15 protein-coding genes are annotated in these 15,951 nt (G+C 63.8%); 6 read left to right on the forward strand and 9 right to left on the reverse strand.

Annotated elements, in window-relative coordinates:
• Window positions 1-11: 11 nt before the first annotated feature.
• The gene (locus O3301_RS03705; RefSeq protein WP_099667857.1) at window positions 12-233 is read right to left on the reverse strand and encodes a hypothetical protein; all 222 of its coding nucleotides are present in this window, start codon (window positions 231-233) and stop codon (window positions 12-14) included.
• A 144-nt stretch (window positions 234-377) separates the two neighbouring features.
• Between O3301_RS03705 and O3301_RS03710 the strand changes: the two genes are divergently transcribed.
• Window positions 378-1,091 carry an SOS response-associated peptidase gene (locus O3301_RS03710; RefSeq protein WP_305055572.1) on the forward strand — a complete coding sequence of 238 codons (714 nt, stop codon included), beginning with the start codon at window positions 378-380 and terminating at the stop codon, window positions 1,089-1,091.
• Here the strand turns inward: O3301_RS03710 and O3301_RS03715 are convergent.
• From O3301_RS03715 to queE, 8 genes are all read right to left on the reverse strand, one after another.
• Entirely contained in the window at window positions 1,088-2,266 is a 1,179-nt protein-coding gene (locus tag O3301_RS03715; protein WP_305055573.1) for a DUF418 domain-containing protein, read from the reverse strand. The two genes, O3301_RS03710 and O3301_RS03715, sit on opposite strands and share 4 nt — an antisense overlap.
• 14 nt (window positions 2,267-2,280) lie before the next feature.
• Complete coding sequence (gene ldcA / locus O3301_RS03720; protein WP_305055574.1) at window positions 2,281-3,198, reverse strand: muramoyltetrapeptide carboxypeptidase; 918 nt, start codon at window positions 3,196-3,198, stop codon at window positions 2,281-2,283.
• A gap of 37 nt (window positions 3,199-3,235) precedes the next feature.
• Entirely contained in the window at window positions 3,236-4,153 is a 918-nt protein-coding gene (locus tag O3301_RS03725) for an alpha/beta fold hydrolase (protein WP_251348585.1), read from the reverse strand.
• Window positions 4,154-4,316: 163 nt separating this feature from the next.
• Window positions 4,317-5,471: a hemin-degrading factor gene (locus tag O3301_RS03730; RefSeq protein ID WP_289914645.1), complete on the reverse strand. Its 1,155-nt coding sequence runs from the start codon at window positions 5,469-5,471 to the stop codon at window positions 4,317-4,319.
• A 61-nt stretch (window positions 5,472-5,532) separates the two neighbouring features.
• Window positions 5,533-7,896, reverse strand: a complete 2,364-nt coding sequence (locus tag O3301_RS03735) for a TonB-dependent hemoglobin/transferrin/lactoferrin family receptor (protein ID WP_305055575.1) — start codon at window positions 7,894-7,896, stop codon at window positions 5,533-5,535.
• Between the two features lie 245 nt (window positions 7,897-8,141).
• The gene (gene tadA, locus O3301_RS03740) at window positions 8,142-8,651 is read right to left on the reverse strand and encodes a tRNA adenosine(34) deaminase TadA (RefSeq protein WP_251348582.1); all 510 of its coding nucleotides are present in this window, start codon (window positions 8,649-8,651) and stop codon (window positions 8,142-8,144) included.
• Window positions 8,644-9,090: a 6-carboxytetrahydropterin synthase QueD gene (queD, locus tag O3301_RS03745; RefSeq protein WP_034755997.1), complete on the reverse strand. Its 447-nt coding sequence runs from the start codon at window positions 9,088-9,090 to the stop codon at window positions 8,644-8,646. Before queD ends, tadA begins: the two co-directional genes overlap by 8 nt.
• 10 nt (window positions 9,091-9,100) lie before the next feature.
• Complete coding sequence (gene queE / locus O3301_RS03750; protein ID WP_099667849.1) at window positions 9,101-9,736, reverse strand: 7-carboxy-7-deazaguanine synthase; 636 nt, start codon at window positions 9,734-9,736, stop codon at window positions 9,101-9,103.
• Window positions 9,737-10,019: 283 nt separating this feature from the next.
• Here queE and O3301_RS03755 point away from each other — a divergent pair, with 283 nt between their 5' ends.
• The 5 genes from O3301_RS03755 to O3301_RS03775 all read left to right on the forward strand — a co-directional run bounded on the left by O3301_RS03755 (window position 10,020) and on the right by O3301_RS03775 (window position 15,692).
• The gene (locus O3301_RS03755) at window positions 10,020-10,925 is read left to right on the forward strand and encodes a sensor histidine kinase (protein WP_305055576.1); all 906 of its coding nucleotides are present in this window, start codon (window positions 10,020-10,022) and stop codon (window positions 10,923-10,925) included.
• A gap of 101 nt (window positions 10,926-11,026) precedes the next feature.
• Window positions 11,027-12,013, forward strand: a complete 987-nt coding sequence (locus O3301_RS03760; RefSeq protein ID WP_099667847.1) for a diguanylate cyclase — start codon at window positions 11,027-11,029, stop codon at window positions 12,011-12,013.
• 70 nt (window positions 12,014-12,083) lie between these two features.
• Entirely contained in the window at window positions 12,084-12,371 is a 288-nt protein-coding gene (locus O3301_RS03765) for a type II toxin-antitoxin system Phd/YefM family antitoxin (RefSeq protein ID WP_289904851.1), read from the forward strand.
• A 1-nt stretch (window position 12,372) separates the two neighbouring features.
• A complete protein-coding gene (locus tag O3301_RS03770) occupies window positions 12,373-12,705 on the forward strand; it encodes a type II toxin-antitoxin system RelE/ParE family toxin (protein ID WP_305055577.1) in 333 nt (110 codons plus the stop codon).
• Window positions 12,706-12,815: 110 nt separating this feature from the next.
• Window positions 12,816-15,692, forward strand: a complete 2,877-nt coding sequence (locus O3301_RS03775) for a pitrilysin family protein (protein WP_305055578.1) — start codon at window positions 12,816-12,818, stop codon at window positions 15,690-15,692.
• The last annotated feature ends 259 nt before the right edge of the window (window positions 15,693-15,951 follow it).

Below are 15,951 nucleotides of genomic sequence, written 5' to 3' on the forward strand. Positions count from 1 at the left end.
CAAAAGCGGTCTCAACGTGCAGGCACGCCATCGGCCAGGCGCCAGCCGACGGACAGCGCCAGTTGCTGCGCCTCTTTTTCATTGCTGCAATCGTCGTAATCGCAGGTGTCCGCATATGCGCCGCAAGCCTGGTTCTGGCTGACATACGAGCCTACCCAGCGGCCATCGCGGCGCTGGCTGGCCGTGGCGCTGATGGTAAAACCCTTGTGGATGGTGGGATTTTCAAAAGGCATAATTCCTCCGATGCAAGAAGCGTCAGGGACCTGACTGGCGTCCACTGTGCGCCTTGCGGCCGCCCACGTCTGTACGTTTGACCACACTCACGAAATAGGCGTGCGCCGCGCTCGCGCCGGCAGGCGATCGGGTATGATTTCCCCATGTGTGGACGATTCGATCAAAATGACACGGCGCGCGTGCTGGCGTCATCCTTCGGCTGGACCGACGCGGTGTTCGACAGCGAGGCGGAAGCGCACCTGAACGTCTCGCCCGGCACCTACCGGCCCATCCTGCACATCCAGGATGGCGTGCACCGGGTCGACGATGTCTTCTGGGGCTACAGGCCCGCCTGGGCCGCTGCGGCCACGCCCGCTCCCGGCAAGAAAAAAATCCCCATCGCCATCAATGCCCGCCTGGAAAAGCTCGCCGGCGCCTACTGGAAACCCTTGCTGCGCGCGGGACGCGGCATCGTCTGCGTTTCCGGCTGGTATGAATGGACGGGCGAGAAAGGCGGCAAGCAGCCGTGGCACATCCACCGCAAGGACCGCGCGCCCCTGTTCCTGCTGGCGCTGGCCCAGTTCGGCCCCTACAAGGTCAATCGGGAAGAAGCGGGCTTCGTACTGGTGACGGCCGACAGTCTGGGCGGTATGGTCGATATCCACGACCGGCGCCCCGTAGCCGTCAGCCGGGAAGACGCGCACCGCTGGCTGGACCCTGCCCTGACGCCCGAGCAGGCGCTGCACCTGGCGCGCACCTGCATGCTCGACGTGGACTTGTTCGAATGGCATGCCGTCGACAATCCGCTGGTACCGTCCGCCAGGGCCAAGCCGCCACCGGCCGCGGAGCAAAGTGCCTTCGACTGGGGTACGGATTAAGGCAGGTGCGCCAGGCGGCACCACAGCGCTTCCATGGGACCTTGCCTGAAATGGCGCAGCCAGTAGCGGCTCAGCAGCACCTGCCCCGCCATCATCACGACCGCCAGGCCCAGCATCTCGACGGGACGCAGTGTTGCGCCCCAGCCCAGGCCCGGCCCCTGCAGCAGCCAGGTGCCGATCAGCGATTGCAGCAGATAATTGCTCAGCGCCATGCGTCCCACGGGCGCCAGCCATGCACCGAGCCAGCGCAGCATGAAGGGGCCGGCCAGCATCAGCGCGGCCACATAGCCGGCCGCCAGCACGGGGCCGCCGGCGAACAGGCCCACTTCGAACAGGGCCGTGTCAAACACGGTTTGATACGGATCGGCCACCTGCCACGCGACGGCCCCCGCCGCCAGCAGGTTGAACGGCAAGCCCGCGCCCAGTCCCACGGCACGCACCCGACGCCACAGGCGCTGGTGGCGCTGCGGCTGCGTCAGCCAGCCGAAACGCACGGACAAGATGCCCAGCAAGAACAGCACGATGATATGCGGCAGCATGACGGCCGAGTACAGCAAGGAGACGAGGAAATCGTTGGCGCGCAGCCTGACGACGGCCCATGCGCCGCCCTGCGTGTAGACCACGTAGCGCTCCGCAAAGGCTTGCAGGTCGCGCGCGATGTCCGGCGCGCCGCCCTGCTGGCCCACAGGAATCAACAGGCACATGAATAATAGAAAACCGGCCGCCACCAGCCAGGCGCGGTTGCGCACGCGGCTGAGCCTGGCGGATAGCAAGGGCAGGATCAGCATGCCGGCGACGGCATACGAGGTCAGCACGTCGCCGCTCCAGATGCAGAAACCGTGCAGCAGGCCGAACACGAGCAGCCAGCGCAAACGGCGCCGGTAAGCCGCTTGCGCCGCCTCCCAGCTCCCCATCTGGCGCCGCAGGGAACGTGTCTGCAGGGCAAAACCGGCGCCGAACAGAAAAGCGAAGATGGGGTAAAACTTGAATTGCGCCAACGCCGCCACGCCAAAAATGACGAGCTGGTCGAGCACGGGCGGCTGCGCGGGCAAGGTGCCGTAGCGCAAGGACAGGCTGCCCCAGGCGAACGACCATATATTCACCAGCAAGATGCCAAACACGGCGATGCCGCGCAGCACATCGAGCTGCAGCAGGCGTCCGGGTTTGACGTGCATGGAACCGACGGCGTTCAGGGGCGCGCCAGGGTCGGGTAATCGCCCACCTGCAGGCTGAAGCCGGACGCATCCGATTGCAGCCGCGCCTGGCCGCCGAACGGCAAGGTGACGCGGCGGCGGATGTGGCCAAATTCCAGTCCCGTCAACACGGGCACGGGCAGGCGCTCGCGCACGTAAGCCAGCATGGCGTCGACATCGTAGCCCTTGTCCATGGGGCTCAGTTTATAGCCGGAAAAGTCACCGAGCACGACCGCTTGCTGGCGCTGGATCACGCCCGCGTGCAGCAGTTGCAGCAGCATGCGCTCGACCCGGTACGGGTGTTCGTTGACATCTTCCAGGAACAGGATGCCGCCATCGATCTGGGGGAAATACGGCGTGCCCAGCAAGTGAACCAGCATGGCCAGGTTGCCGCCCCACAGTTGCCCGCTCACTTCGACCTGCGGATTGCCCGCCGCCGCGCCCGTGACGGTGTGCGTGGGACCGGCCAGGCACGACCACAGTTGATCCAGCGTAAATTGCTCGGGCTCGTCGCGGATAAAATCATCGCAGATCATGGGGCCGGCAAAGCTGGCGCGGCCCGTTTTTGCCAGCAAGCCCATGTGGAAGGCCGTAAAGTCGCTGTAGCCGACAAACAGCTTGCCGCTGTCGGCCATGCGGTCGAAATCGATGTCGGGCAGGATGCGGCTGATGCCGTAGCTGCCGCGCAAGGCGATCACCACTTGCACGGCCGGGTCGGCGGCGGCCGCGTTCAGCTGCGCCAGGCGGCCCGCATCCGTGCCGCCGAAGCGCTGGAATGTGTGGTCGGGGTCGTAGTAATTGTGGACGGTGGCGCCTTGCGCCTGCAAGCGGGCGATGCCGCGCGCCAAAGCCGCCTCGTCGGGCGCACAACCGCCCGGCGCGACGATGGCGATGCCAATCTCAGGTGTCTTCAAAATATGCCTGGCTAGTCAAGTGGTGGGCGCGCCTGGCTCAAGCTGGCTGGGAGCGCATCTGGGGCGCCATCTTACCTTGCAGATGCACATCGATCAAGGCGAGCAGGCGCTCGATCAGCTGGGGCGGCATGTCGTGCCCCATGCCTTCGATCACTTCCAGCCGGGCGCCGGGGATCAGCGCCGCCGTATCGATGCCGCAGGCGACGGGGATCAAGGGGTCGGCCGCGCCATGGATCACCAAGGCCGGACAACTGATGCTCGGCAGCAAGGCTGTACGCTCGCCCGAGGCGGCGATCGCCACCATTTGCCGCGCCACGCCTTCGGGGCAACTGCCCCGCTGCAGCGCCGCTTCGATGCGCTGGTACAGCAGTTTTTCCGACACGGGATAGGCGGGACTGCCGATCACGCGCACGGTGGCGGCCATGTGCGCCATCAGTTCGGCGCGGCTGGCGTTGCGTTTCGGGCGTTGCAACAGCGCATTGCGCGCGGCCCGCGTGGGGCCGGGCAAGCCGCGCCGGCCGCTGCTCGACATGATGGAGGTCAGGCTGAGCACCTGCAGCGGCGCGCGCGCCGCCATCACTTGCGCGATCATGCCGCCCATCGACACGCCGATCACGTGCGCCTGGGCAATCCGCAGGGACGCCAGCAAGCCCAGCGCGTCGTCCGCCATGTCATCGAGGGTGTAGGAAGTCTTGAGGGGCCAGCCCAGCAGGTTTTTCACGTAGGCCAGCGGCAGATACGGCTTGCCCGCCAGCGCCATCTTGCTCGACAGGCCGCTGTCGCGGTTGTCGAAACGCACCACCCGGTAGCCTTGCTCGACGATGCCTTCGACGAAGTCCGCCGGCCAGGCAATCAGTTGCATGCCCAGGCCCATGACCAGCAGCACGCACGGGTCATCGGGGTTGCCGTGGCTCTCATAAGCTATGTTGAGGCCGTTCGCCATGATGGTTGCCATGATTGCCTCTCTTCAGGAACCAGCACGCAGGCACGATCGCTGCGGCCTTGCAATCAGCATACCACTATTGTGCTTCAGACATGAGACCGGCACGCGGTACACAAGCTGAAGTGTTGCCGCGCCGGTACGGCGCGCGGCAACCGTGCAGAATCATCGCTACTGCTTACTTGGCCTTCGGCAAGGAATCGGCCAGATCCACCCAGCTTTGCGGCTGCGGTTTGCCGCGCTCGCGCACGCCGAAGAAGGAGACCACTTGCGTGCCGTCGTTGTCGAAGAACTCGACGGAAGTGACGCCGCCGCGCTTGACGATCCAGCCGCTGCGCAGGGCCGTGTCGCGGATGTGCAGGTTGAAGTCCGGGTCCAGCACGTTGAAGAAGCCGCCGGCGGCCATGGTTTTCTCGATCTTGCCGCTGTAGATCTGCGTCAAGCCTTCATTGCCCAGGAACACCATGATGGCGACCTTGTCCTTGGCCGCGTTTTCCAGCAGGGTGCGCAGCGCCGCTGGCGTCACGCGCTCGACCACGCCGGCCGGCGCCAGGCGCAGGGCCTGTTCGCGCGACAGGTGGAATTCGCGCATGATTTGCGCAAACTGGTGCACGTCCGTCATGTCTTTCCAGGCCAGCTGGAATTCCTTGACGTCGATCTCGGCATCCGGCTTTTCCGCCGCTTTCGGCGCCACGGCCAGCACGTTCAGCTCCGCGCTTTGCTGGGGCATGCGGAAGGTCGCCACCAATTTATCGTAGACGGCCACACCCGGCTCGTTACGCAGGTAGATCTTGTGCACGGCCGTGCCGTTGGCGTCGAAGAATTGCAGGCTGCGCGTCGGCTTACCATCGCGGCCCGCTTGTTCTACCGCAAATGCGTATTTCCAGTTTTCAAAGTGGAAACGCAGGTCAATCTGGCCGCCCAGGTAACCGCCCGCGATATTGCGCTGGCGCGCTTCCGTTTCCGGGTCCTTGGCGTCGGCCTGCTCGGACTTGTCGCCCGCCTGCTTGAATTTGCTGGCGACGCCCGTCGTTTCGATGACGCCGTTTTCATTGCGCGTGATCGCTTGCACGATGCCCAGGTCCAGCGCGGCGCGCATGATTTCGCGCGGCTGGTTGCCGTCGGCCTGCAGGCGAGTGACGCCCTTGCCGATGTTGGTTGCCAGCAATTGCGCTTCGGATACACCCAGCGCGCGCGCCGCGTCGCGGATCTGCAGCTTCGGCTGCTCCGTGCGCAAGGTGGACCAGCGTTCCGCCAAAGTGGCTGGGGCCGCGTATGCGTTTGCGATCAGCAGGCTGCCTAGCAGGGATAGAACGAGTTTGGATAACTTCATAGAGAGACCATTCAATCAAACATGGAAAAAAAGAGGGGCAAGCACCCCTCCCCGGTAGAAATCAATAGTTGACGCTGAGGCTGGCGGCGACGTTGCGGCCCGGCTTGGCGTAGCGCTCGATCTCCAGGCGGCTGGCAGCCGTGGTGCCGGCGGCCAGGCTGCGCGCGGCGGCGTAATCCCAGTACTTGCGATCCGTCAAGTTGTACACGCCGACGATGATCTTGGCGTTCTTATGCACGTTCCAGTAGGTCGACAGGTCGAAGATGGTGTACGACGGCACCTTGAAGAGCGGCGCGGTCCCGCCCATCAGCAAATCGTTCGGCGCCTGTTTCTCGCCGGCATGCAGCGCCGTCAGTTCCAGGCCGAACAACTTGTTCGTATGGTCATAGCCGAAGGTCAGCGCCGTCTTGGCCGGCGCCACCGAGGCCAGGCCGCCGCTCTCGCCCGTCAGGGTATTGAAGGAGCGGCCCTTGGCCACGCCCGTGGCCAGGTCGACGCGGTAGCCCTGCATGGCCGGCAACCAGGTTCCCAGCTCCGCGCGCAGGCTCAGCTCGGCGCCCCAGGTGCGCGCATTGCCGATGTTTTCCGGACGGAACAGGCCCAGGGTGAGGGTCGGGTAATTCACCGGATCCAGCTCTTGCGCCACGTACTCGATCATGTTCTTGTACTCCGTCTGGTAGACGGACGCCTGCATGCTCAAGCCCCTGGTCACGTCGCCTTTGAGCCCCAGTTCATATGCCTTGCTGGTTTCCTTGCCCAGATTCGGATTGCCCAGCACGGCATAGCCATTCCCCGTGCCCGTATAGCTGATGGAATCATAGGTACCCGTGCGTTCGATCGCCGTCGGCAGGCGCGTGCCGCGCGTGAACGTGGCGTAGGCTTGCATTTCCGGCAGCACTTCCACGGACAGGCTCAGGCTCGGCGTGAAGTAGGAATCGCTCTCCTTGCGCACTTCCTTGGCCGCATTCGGCACGCCGATCAGGTAGTTCTGCAGGTTTTTCGGCTCCAGCTTGCGGTAGTCGGCACGCAGGCCCGGCGTCAGCACGGCTTTCTTGCCGCCCAGGTCGAAACTGAGGTCGTCGCGCACGTACAGGGCCAGCTTGGTGGCATCCATGTCGGCCATGCGGTTCTTGCGCGTGATCTGGTGCTCGCCCGTGGCGATGAGGGTGCGGTCTTCCATCCAGGGCCGGCGCGATTTGGCCTGTTCCAGCTGCACGCCGTACAGCAGCGCGTTGTCGGCGTTGAGCTGCTTGAACGCTTCCGAGGTCAGGCCGATGCTGTCATTCTTGAAGCTGGTGTCGATGGCGCGCAGGGAGTTGCCGCGGTAGACATAGCGGCCTTTGCTCTTGTCCTCGATCTTCGCGTTCTGCAGGTAGACTTTCGAGGTCAGGCGGTCGAACAGGGCGAAATCCTTCAGCACCACCTCGTGGCCCAGGCTGACGCGGGTGCGCTTGGTGGTGGAATCCTGCTGCACGCCGTCCGGGTACATGGCGCTGACTTTATTGTTGAGGTCGCGCTTGTTCTTGCGTTCGAACATGTCGACCGTCAAGTCCAGCTTTTGTTCGCCCGGCAAGGCCCACACCAGCTTCGACAGCAGGGCGTTCGAATGCCAGTCATCCGGGTTGACGGTGGCGCTGCCACGGCTGTCCAGCTGCTCGCCATCGCGGTGCACGTACACGGCCAGGCCTTGCAGACTGGCGCCGATCTTGGCGGCGCCCGTCAGGGTGTGCGCATTGCTGCGGTCCACCGTGGCGCGGCCGTATTTATACGCCACGTAATGGTCCACCCCTTCGCCCAGGTAATCTTCGGGCGACTTGGTGATGAAGGCCACGCCGCCGCCCAGGCCGGGATTGGCGCCGCTGACGGCCGTCGTGCCCGAATCGATGCGCACTTCGCGGAAAGTTTCCGGATCAAAATAATCGCGGCCCATGCCGAAGGCGTTCATGTTAGTGCTGTCCGGCTTGGGTGCCGCGTCGGGCAGGGAAATGCCGTCGAGTTCCAGGCTGACCCGGTTGCCTTCCAGGCCGCGGATGTTGTAACCGGTATTGCCCGCGCCATCCCACATGCCGCCGCCGCCCGAGGCCGCCATTGACGTGCTGATCAGCGGCTGATAGCGCACCACGCCGGCCATGTCCGTCACGTTGCGGCGCTCCAGGTCATCGCTGCGGATCACCGTCTTGGTGCCCGCGCGGCGCTCGTAATCCTGTTTGGCGTTCACGACGATTTCCGGGAAGATAGGCAGCTTGGCCGGTTCCTGCGCGGCCGTGCCTGCATTGACGGCGGCGTTTTGCGCGGCCACGGGCAGCAGCGGCGCGGCGAACAGGCCCAGCAAAGCGGCGCGCAGCACCAGGTTATGGCGGCGGACAGGCAGGTGAGCTGGGGATACGACGGGTGCAGCGAGGCGCTGCGTAGGCACAGTAGTCATGATGATCCGGTGGAAGAGTAAAGGCTGGCTCTTGAACCCGGATCGATAACGAAAGTGTTAACGATGTATAAGGAAAGTTTGCTGGCGAAAACAATACTGTAACACGAATCATTCTCATTTGAGAATGGCAAAGTGGTCTAGACAGATGTTATTTCGCAACAGTTATAAAAAATGCCAGCCTGGGTGGCTGGCATGGCTGACGCGCGGGACAAGGCCGTGGCGGCCCCGCCCTGTCTGGGGCGAAATCAGGCCGGCGGATGGGCCAGCTTGCGCGCTTCCGCCTGCGCACGGCGGCGCTCGGCAAAGAAACGCTTGAGGAAAGCGCCGCACTCGTCGGCCAGCACGCCGCCAGCGATGGCCGTCTGGTGGTTCAGCGCCGGCTGCTCGAACAGGTTCAGCACGGAACCGCAGGCGCCCGTCTTCGGGTCGCCCGCGCCGTACACGACGCGCGCCAGGCGCGCATGCAGCATGGCGCCCGAGCACATCACGCACGGCTCCAGGGTCACGTACAGCTCGCAGCCGGGCAAACGGTAGTTGCCCAGCTTTTCGGCGGCCGCGCGCAAGGCCATGACTTCCGCATGCGCCGTGGGGTCGTGGCGGCCGATGGGCTGGTTGTAGCCGACGGCAATGACCACCCCATCCTTGACGACGACGGCGCCGACGGGCACTTCGCCCAGATCCCATGCGTGCTGGGCCTGTTCCAGGGCCAGCTGCATGTAGCGCGCGTCCTGCGCGCTAGCGTGCGTTTCAGTCATCGGTCACTTCTGCCCAGCAATTCGGCGTTTCATGCAGCACCAGCTTATGCAGGTGCAAGCCCGTGCCGAAATGGTCGGTAAATGCGGCCTTGAGGATGTCGAAGGCGATGCGCGCCAGGTTTTCCACGGTCGGGATGCGGTCGATGACGACGGTTTTATGGTCGGGCAGGCTGGCCAGGAAGTCGCGCACGGCCGTATCTTTTTCGTACACGAGGAAGGCGTGGTCCCACACATCGACCAGGTGCTGCTTGGCCAGGGTTTTCACGTCGGAAAAGTCCATGATCATGCCATTGTCGGAATTGCCTTCCGCTTCGATGACCTTGCCGACCAGGGTGATTTCCACCGTGTAGCGGTGGCCGTGCAGGTTGCGGCACTGGCTTTTGTGGTCGGGAATGCGGTGGCCCGCGTCGAATTCGAGCTTGCGTGTGATAGTCAGCATATTATTTGTTTTAAGGGATTTGCAGGAGTTTATGGGTTTGCAGGCTCAGCTTCCACTTCGGGTTGCTTTTGCATGTTTCGATGGCCAGCTTCATGTTGTGCGCGGCCAGGGGGCCGTCCATCGCCTGCACGAAGAAGTTCTCGAAGTCCAGTTGTTCGTAGGCGGCCAGGTCTTGCTGGAACTGGGGGATGACCACCTTGATTTCATTGCCTTTGTGCACCACCAGGGTGGAACCCATCTTCGGGCTGACGCAGATCCAGTCCACGCCGGCCGGCACGGGCAAGGTGCCATTGGTTTCGATGGCGATGGTAAAGCCGACCGCGTGCATGGCGTCGATCAGCGCCGTGTCCAGCTGCAGCAGCGGTTCGCCGCCCGTAAACACCACGTATTTGCTGGGCGCGTAGCTGGCGGGCCACAGGCTGTCGATCAGCGCGGCCAGTTCGGCCGGCGTCTTGAACTTGCCGCCCAGTTCGCCGTCCGTGCCGACGAAATCCGTATCGCAGAACTGGCACACGGCCGTGGCGCGGTCGCTTTCGCGGCCCGTCCACAGGTTGCAGCCGGAAAAGCGGCAAAACACGGCCGGACGGCCCGCGTGCGCACCTTCGCCCTGCAGGGTATAAAAAATCTCTTTGATGCTATAAGTCACTGTATTTCCTAAGAGCTGGCTGGCGTCATCGCGCAGGGCGAACGCATCGGGGCCGGCGCGTGGCGCCGTTACCGCAAAAGCCGATTGACAACCCTCTATTATATGCCGCCGCGACACTTCCCGTGCAAATGCCGTGCCCGCCGCCTGCCGCTGCGGCATCCGGGGGCCGGAAATCGACACGGGCAGGCATAACTGCGCGGCTTTTGCGTTTAGACAATGTAAATGATCCCAAGTTAATATATTTTCTGTAAGAACATTGCCTGATGGAAAACATTGAGGGAGCATGAACATGCTGCGACGCTGGCTACGCCCGCCGTACCGCCTGAGTATTCTGGCCTGCCTGGCGGCGGCCGCACTCGCGGCCCTGCACGCCGGCCAAGCCGCCGGGCCGATGCAGCCGGCCGGCACGCCCTCCCCCTTGATGCCGGCCTGTGCCATCCTGCTCGGCGCGCTGGCGTTGCTGCTGTGGCGCCAGCGCCGCCTGGCGCTGCGCCTGCAGGCACTGGAACAGTTGCGCGCGGAGGCGGAACAGGCGCGCCTGGCCGGCGAACAGCACAAGGCGCGCGCGCAGGAACGCCTGCGCATCGGGCGCGACATCCACGACGACCTGGGCCAGCATCTGCTGACCCTGAAAATCGACCTGGCCATGCTGCAGACCAGCACGCATGACGCCGCCCCCTTGCTGGCGCGCCAACTGGATATGATGGCGCGCAATATCGACCTCAGCATCGCGGCGCTGCGCTGCGTCATCCACGACCTGCGCCCGCCCGCCCTCGACGCGGGCCTGCAAGCGGCGTGCGACGGCTTGCTGGCCGATTTCAAGCGCACCACGGGCATCGCTTGCAGCTGCGACTACCGGCTCGACGCCGCCGCCGGCAGCGCGCACGGCCCCCTGCTGTATCACGTGCTGCAGGAAGCGCTGGCGAACATCGCCCGCCATGCGCGCGCCACGCATGTCCAGCTGAGCCTGCAGCAAGCGGGGGCCACCCTGGCATGCCGCATCAGCGATGACGGCGTCGGGCTGTCGGGCTCGCCACCGCGCCTCGGTTGCGGCCTGTCCGGCATGCATGAGCGCGTGGCCGCCGCCGGCGGCAGCCTGCACATCGAAAGCCGCAGCGGCGCCGGCACCACCTTGCGCCTGTCCCTGCCGCTGGCCGCCTGCGAGGAGGCGCCCCTGCTGCACGACTGATCGTGGCGCCATAAATATTGCTCAATATCAACACCTCCCGTCCCGCTGCGCTGCATCATGGCCAACGAGCCAGCCCCATTCACCCCAAGAAGGATGCTTACATGCCGGATAGCCATGCTCATGCCAGCGCATCGCCCTGCGATGAAGCCCAGGGTTTCGCCGTCAAGATGATGGAATTGCTGGTGGTGCCCACCTTTGTCCTCGACGTGCATGGCCAGGTGATGATCTGGAACCGCGCCTGCGAGCAGCTGACGGGCGTGCCGGCGGCCGAAGTGCTGCGCACGCGCGAGCCGGGCCGCTGCTTCTACAACGACGAGCGCCCCACCCTGGCCGACCTGCTGCTGGCCGGGCGCGGCGGCGACATGCGCGCGCTGCACGCCCAGCAGCAATACCGCAGCAGCACGGGCGGCAATCTGTGCGCGGAAAACTGGTGCGACATGCCGCGCACGGGGCGGCGGCGCTACCTGGCCGTCGATGCCAGTCCCATCTATGGCAATCACGACGAGCTGATCGCCGTCGTCGAAACCCTGCGCGACATGACGGATGAAAAACGCGCGCACGTGGAACTGGAACGCCTGGCCACGCGCGACGGCCTGACGGGCCTGGCAAACCGGCGCTGCTTCGACGACACCATCCTGGCCGAGTGGCAACGTGCCCAGCGGCAGGGCCAGCCCCTGTCGCTGCTGATGGTCGACGTCGACAATTTCAAGGAATACAACGACAGCCATGGCCACCAGGGCGGCGACCTGTGCCTGCGCAAGGTGGCCGGCGCCGTGGCCAGCGAAATGCGCACGAACGACCTGGTGGCCCGCTATGGCGGCGAAGAATTTGCCGTCATCCTGCCGAACCAGTCGCTCAAGGGCGCGGCCATCGTGGCCGAACGCATCCGCCAGCGCGTGGAACGGCTGCAACTGCCGCGCAAGCGTCCCGACGGCGCCTGCGTCACCGTCAGCATCGGCGCCGCCACGGCCCTGCCCGGCCCCGGCACGGAACTGGGACAGCTGATCCACACGGCCGACTGCGCCCTGTACCGCGCCAAGCACCTGGGCCGCAACCGCATCAGCCTGCCGGAAACGACGCTCACGTAGGCAACAGGGAAGCACGACCAAATTTGGTGTATATTCAGTCCTATCACAGTTTTTCGCATTCGGAGCCGCCATGGACCTCAAGGAACGCATCAAGCCGATTTCCTATCTCAAGGCCAATACGACGGACATCGTCAACAGCTTCGACGCGGGCCAGGACGAGCCCATCATCATCACGCAAAATGGCGAAGCGAAGATGGTCGTGCTGTCCATGCACGCGTATCAGGAAGGCAAGCGGCAAGCGCGGCAGATGCAGGAGCAGCATGCATTCATGAAACTGATCGCCATGGGCAACCAGGACATCGCGCGCGGCGACGTGGTGTCCGAAGAAGACTTCCTGGCCAGCCTCGATCAGGACTGACATGGCGCGCATCGTCGTGCTGAAAAGCGCGCAAGCCGATTTCAATGAACTGCGCAGCGACTGCAAGGCGCGCCACACGGCGGTAGCGTACGCGCAGTTCATCGCAGCTTTCCGACAATTATTCGCCGATCTCAAGACCTTCCCCGACAGCGGCACGCCCGTCGAAGCCGCCCGCGAAGTCGGCATGGATGTGCGGCAACGCCTGTGCGAAGAGATCCGCGTCATCTACCACCATGACCGGGCGCACGACACCGTGTACATCCGCATGTTCCTGCCCACCAAACGCGACTTCCTCGCCCACTTGACGGCGCGCATCCTGCGGCCAGACTTTTAATCTCCCCCCAGCGCAGCGTTCCGACAGCGCCTTGCCCCTATGCACGGCGGCACGAATATTCTAAGCTGCGGCGTTGCACTTTCCACATTCCAGAAAAAGAAGGAGCCTTCGTGTCAAGAATCATGCCCGCTTTATTACCCGCTTTCGCCCTGGCCCTGTCGGCCATGGCCTCGTCGAACCTGGGCGCCGCGCCTGTCAAACCGGCCGCCGCCCATGGCGCCGCGGCCAGCAAGGCCGATCTGCTGCCATTCAAGGCAACGGAAAAGACCTTGCCCAACGGCTTGAAAATCATCATCGTGCCGACCGGCTTCCCGAACCTCGTCTCGCTGCAAATTCCCGTGCAGACGGGCTCGCGCAATGAAGTCGAGCCGGGCAAGTCCGGTTTCGCCCACTTCTTCGAACACATGATGTTCCGCGGCACCAAGGCTTATCCGCCCGAGAAATACCAGGAAGTCATCACCCGCGCCGGCGCGCGCCAAAACGCGTATACGAGCGACGACTTGACCAATTACCACACGACGTTTGCCAAGCAAGACCTGGAAACCGTGCTGAAGGTGGAAGCGGACCGCTTCCAGCACCTCGACTATGCGGAAGACGCGTTCAAGACGGAATCGCGGGCCGTGCTGGGCGAATACAACAAGAACAGCGCCAATCCCGTGTCGAAACTGTTCGAAGTGATGCGCGACAGCGCCTACACGACGCATACCTACAAGCACACGACGATGGGTTTTATCCAGGACATCGAAGACATGCCGAACCAGTACGCGTATTCGAAGCTCTTCTTCGACCGCTGGTACCGTCCCGAGCGCACCACCATCATCATCGCCGGCGACGTGGAACCGCAGCAAGCGATCGCGCTGGTGGAAAAATACTGGAGCAGCTGGCAGCGCGGCAAGCAGCAGGCGGCCGTGCCCGTGGAACCAAAGCCGCGCGGCCCCGTCTACAAGCATGTGGTCTGGCCCACGCCGACCCTGCCGTGGGTGGCCGTGGGCTTCCACGCGCCCGCGTTTTCCGTGAAGGACAAGGACCAGGCCGCGCTGGCCACCCTGCTGTCGCTGTCGTTCGGCCGCACCTCGCCCCTGTATAAACGCCTGGTGCAGAACGAGCAAAAGGTCGACCAGTTGTTCGACATGACGCCGGACCGGGTCGATCCGACCCTGGCCGTGCTGGGCGCGCGCGTGAAAAACATCGATGACGCCGTCTACGTGCGCGACGCCATCCTGGCCACCGTGGCGCGGCTGCGCGACACGCTAGTGAGCGACAAAGACCTGGCGGACGCCAAGTCGGCGGAAAAATACGGCTTGATCCGCTCGCTCGACAACACGGAACAGATCGCCGGCACCCTGGCTTCCTTCGTGCATTTCGACCGTTCCTACGCCACCATCAACCAGTACTACCGCCTGATCGATACGCTCACGCCGGCCGACCTGCAGGCGGCCGCGCGCAAATACCTGACGGACGAGGGCCTGGTGGTGACGACCCTGTCGCACCAGCCGATGGCCGCCGCCATCGCCGCCACGCCAAAGCTGGCCAGCCTGCTGCCGGCCGCCCCGACCGCGAAGTTCGACGTGCTGGTGCAAAAGTCGGCGCTGCCGCAGATCCGCTACAAGCTGCTGTTCATGGCCGGTTCCGCGCAAGACCCGCAAGGCAAGGAAGGCCTGGCCGCGCTGACGGCCGCCATGGTGGCGTCCGGCGGTTCGTCCGAGCGCAAGATCGACGAAGTCAACCAGGCCCTGTTCCCGCTGGCCGGCAGTTTCAGCCAGCAGACGGACAAGGAAATGACGACGTTTACGGGTTCCATCCACAAGGATAACTGGACCCAGTTCAACGCCATCGCCCTGCCGCTGCTGCTCTCGCCCGGTTTCCGCGAAGACGACTTCCGCCGCCTGAAGGATGCGCAAAAGAACGCGCTGCTGCTGGACCTGAAGGACAATAACGAAGAGGAATTCGCCAAGGAACGCCTGCAAACGAATGTGTATGCGGGCACGCCGTACGGCCACCCCGTGCTGGGCACGGTCGCCGGCATCGACGCCATCACCCTCGACGACGTGAAACAGTTCTGGAAGAGCGCGTATGCGCAAGGCGCCGTCAAGGTCGGCATTTCCGGCGACGTGTCGGACGCCATGACGGCCTCGCTGACGCAGGCGCTGGCAAGCTTGCCGGCCGGCCCGGGCTTGCCCGCCACCGTGAAACCCGCGGGCCGCAAGGCGCAGGGCCTGGAAGTGGAAATCATCGAGAAAAACACGCGCGCCACGGCCATTTCCTTCGGCTTGCCGCTGGACGTGACGCGCACGCACCCGGACTTCCCCGCCCTGTGGCTGGCGAAGACGTGGCTGGGCGAGCACCGCGCCTCGAATTCCTACCTGTACCAGCGCATCCGTGAAATCCGCGGCATGAACTATGGCGATTACGCGTACATCGAAGCCTTCCCGCGCGGCATGTACCAGTTCTTCCCGAACCCGAACCTGGGCCGCAAGGCACAGCTGTTCGAAATCTGGATCCGCCCCGTGGCGCCGGACAACGCCCATTTCGCCCTGCGCGTGGCACTGACGGAATTGGGCAAGCTGGTCGACAACGGCTTGACGCAGGACGATTTCGCCACCACGCGCGACTACCTGATGAAGAACGTCTTCGTCATGACGTCGACGCAAGACCAGCAACTCGGTTATGCGCTCGATTCGCAATGGTATGGCACGCCGGAATTTACCAAGTTGATGCGTGATGGCTTGTCGAAACTGACGCTGGCCGACGTCAACCGCGCCATCCAGCAGCACCTGTCGGCGAAGAACCTGTCCGTGGTGATCGTTGCCAAGGATGCGGCCGGCTTGAAGGAGAAGCTCGTCAGCGACGCGTTCTCTCCCATCAAGTACGACGGCAACAAGCCGCAGGCGCTGCTCGATGAAGACAAGGTCATCGGTGCGATGAAGCTGGACATCAAGCCGGCGGCCGTCACCGTCACGCCGGCGGCACAGGCCTTCGCCAAATAGCCGCGGCAACGCACCAGATAAATGCAGTTATGGCCGCCAGCATAATGCTGGCGGCTTTTTTTATGCACGAAAATGATGCATCGCAGCACCAGGCTCTAATTATGTTCCGACATTATTTGATTATCTCCCGGCATTATCTCGCCCTCCCCAGTAGGGCCAGCGATAATCGCCGACGCACCAAAATTGTGCATCTGCAAAATATCACAAATGTAAAAATTTGCAACATTCCTGGACATATGAAAAAATGACAATTTATCAC

The organism is Janthinobacterium sp. SUN211 (assembly GCF_030587315.1).
GTDB classification, from domain to species: domain Bacteria; phylum Pseudomonadota; class Gammaproteobacteria; order Burkholderiales; family Burkholderiaceae_D; genus Janthinobacterium; species Janthinobacterium kumbetense.

Excerpts from the sequence above, each read along its gene's own strand:
- O3301_RS03710 (WP_305055572.1), top strand. The coding sequence starts at position 378 with ATGTGTGGACGATTCGATCAAAATGACACGGCGCGCGTGCTGGCGTCA.
- O3301_RS03755 (WP_305055576.1), top strand. The coding sequence starts at position 10,020 with ATGAACATGCTGCGACGCTGGCTACGCCCGCCGTACCGCCTGAGTATT.
- O3301_RS03730 (WP_289914645.1), bottom strand. The coding sequence starts at position 5,471 with ATGAAGTTATCCAAACTCGTTCTATCCCTGCTAGGCAGCCTGCTGATC.
- O3301_RS03760 (WP_099667847.1), top strand. The coding sequence starts at position 11,027 with ATGCCGGATAGCCATGCTCATGCCAGCGCATCGCCCTGCGATGAAGCC.
- O3301_RS03725 (WP_251348585.1), bottom strand. The coding sequence starts at position 4,153 with ATGGCAACCATCATGGCGAACGGCCTCAACATAGCTTATGAGAGCCAC.
- queD (WP_034755997.1), bottom strand. The coding sequence starts at position 9,090 with ATGCTGACTATCACACGCAAGCTCGAATTCGACGCGGGCCACCGCATT.
- O3301_RS03705 (WP_099667857.1), bottom strand. The coding sequence starts at position 233 with ATGCCTTTTGAAAATCCCACCATCCACAAGGGTTTTACCATCAGCGCC.
- O3301_RS03715 (WP_305055573.1), bottom strand. The coding sequence starts at position 2,266 with ATGCACGTCAAACCCGGACGCCTGCTGCAGCTCGATGTGCTGCGCGGC.
- O3301_RS03735 (WP_305055575.1), bottom strand. The coding sequence starts at position 7,896 with ATGACTACTGTGCCTACGCAGCGCCTCGCTGCACCCGTCGTATCCCCA.
- O3301_RS03770 (WP_305055577.1), top strand. The coding sequence starts at position 12,373 with ATGGCGCGCATCGTCGTGCTGAAAAGCGCGCAAGCCGATTTCAATGAA.
- O3301_RS03765 (WP_289904851.1), top strand. The coding sequence starts at position 12,084 with ATGGACCTCAAGGAACGCATCAAGCCGATTTCCTATCTCAAGGCCAAT.
- tadA (WP_251348582.1), bottom strand. The coding sequence starts at position 8,651 with ATGACTGAAACGCACGCTAGCGCGCAGGACGCGCGCTACATGCAGCTG.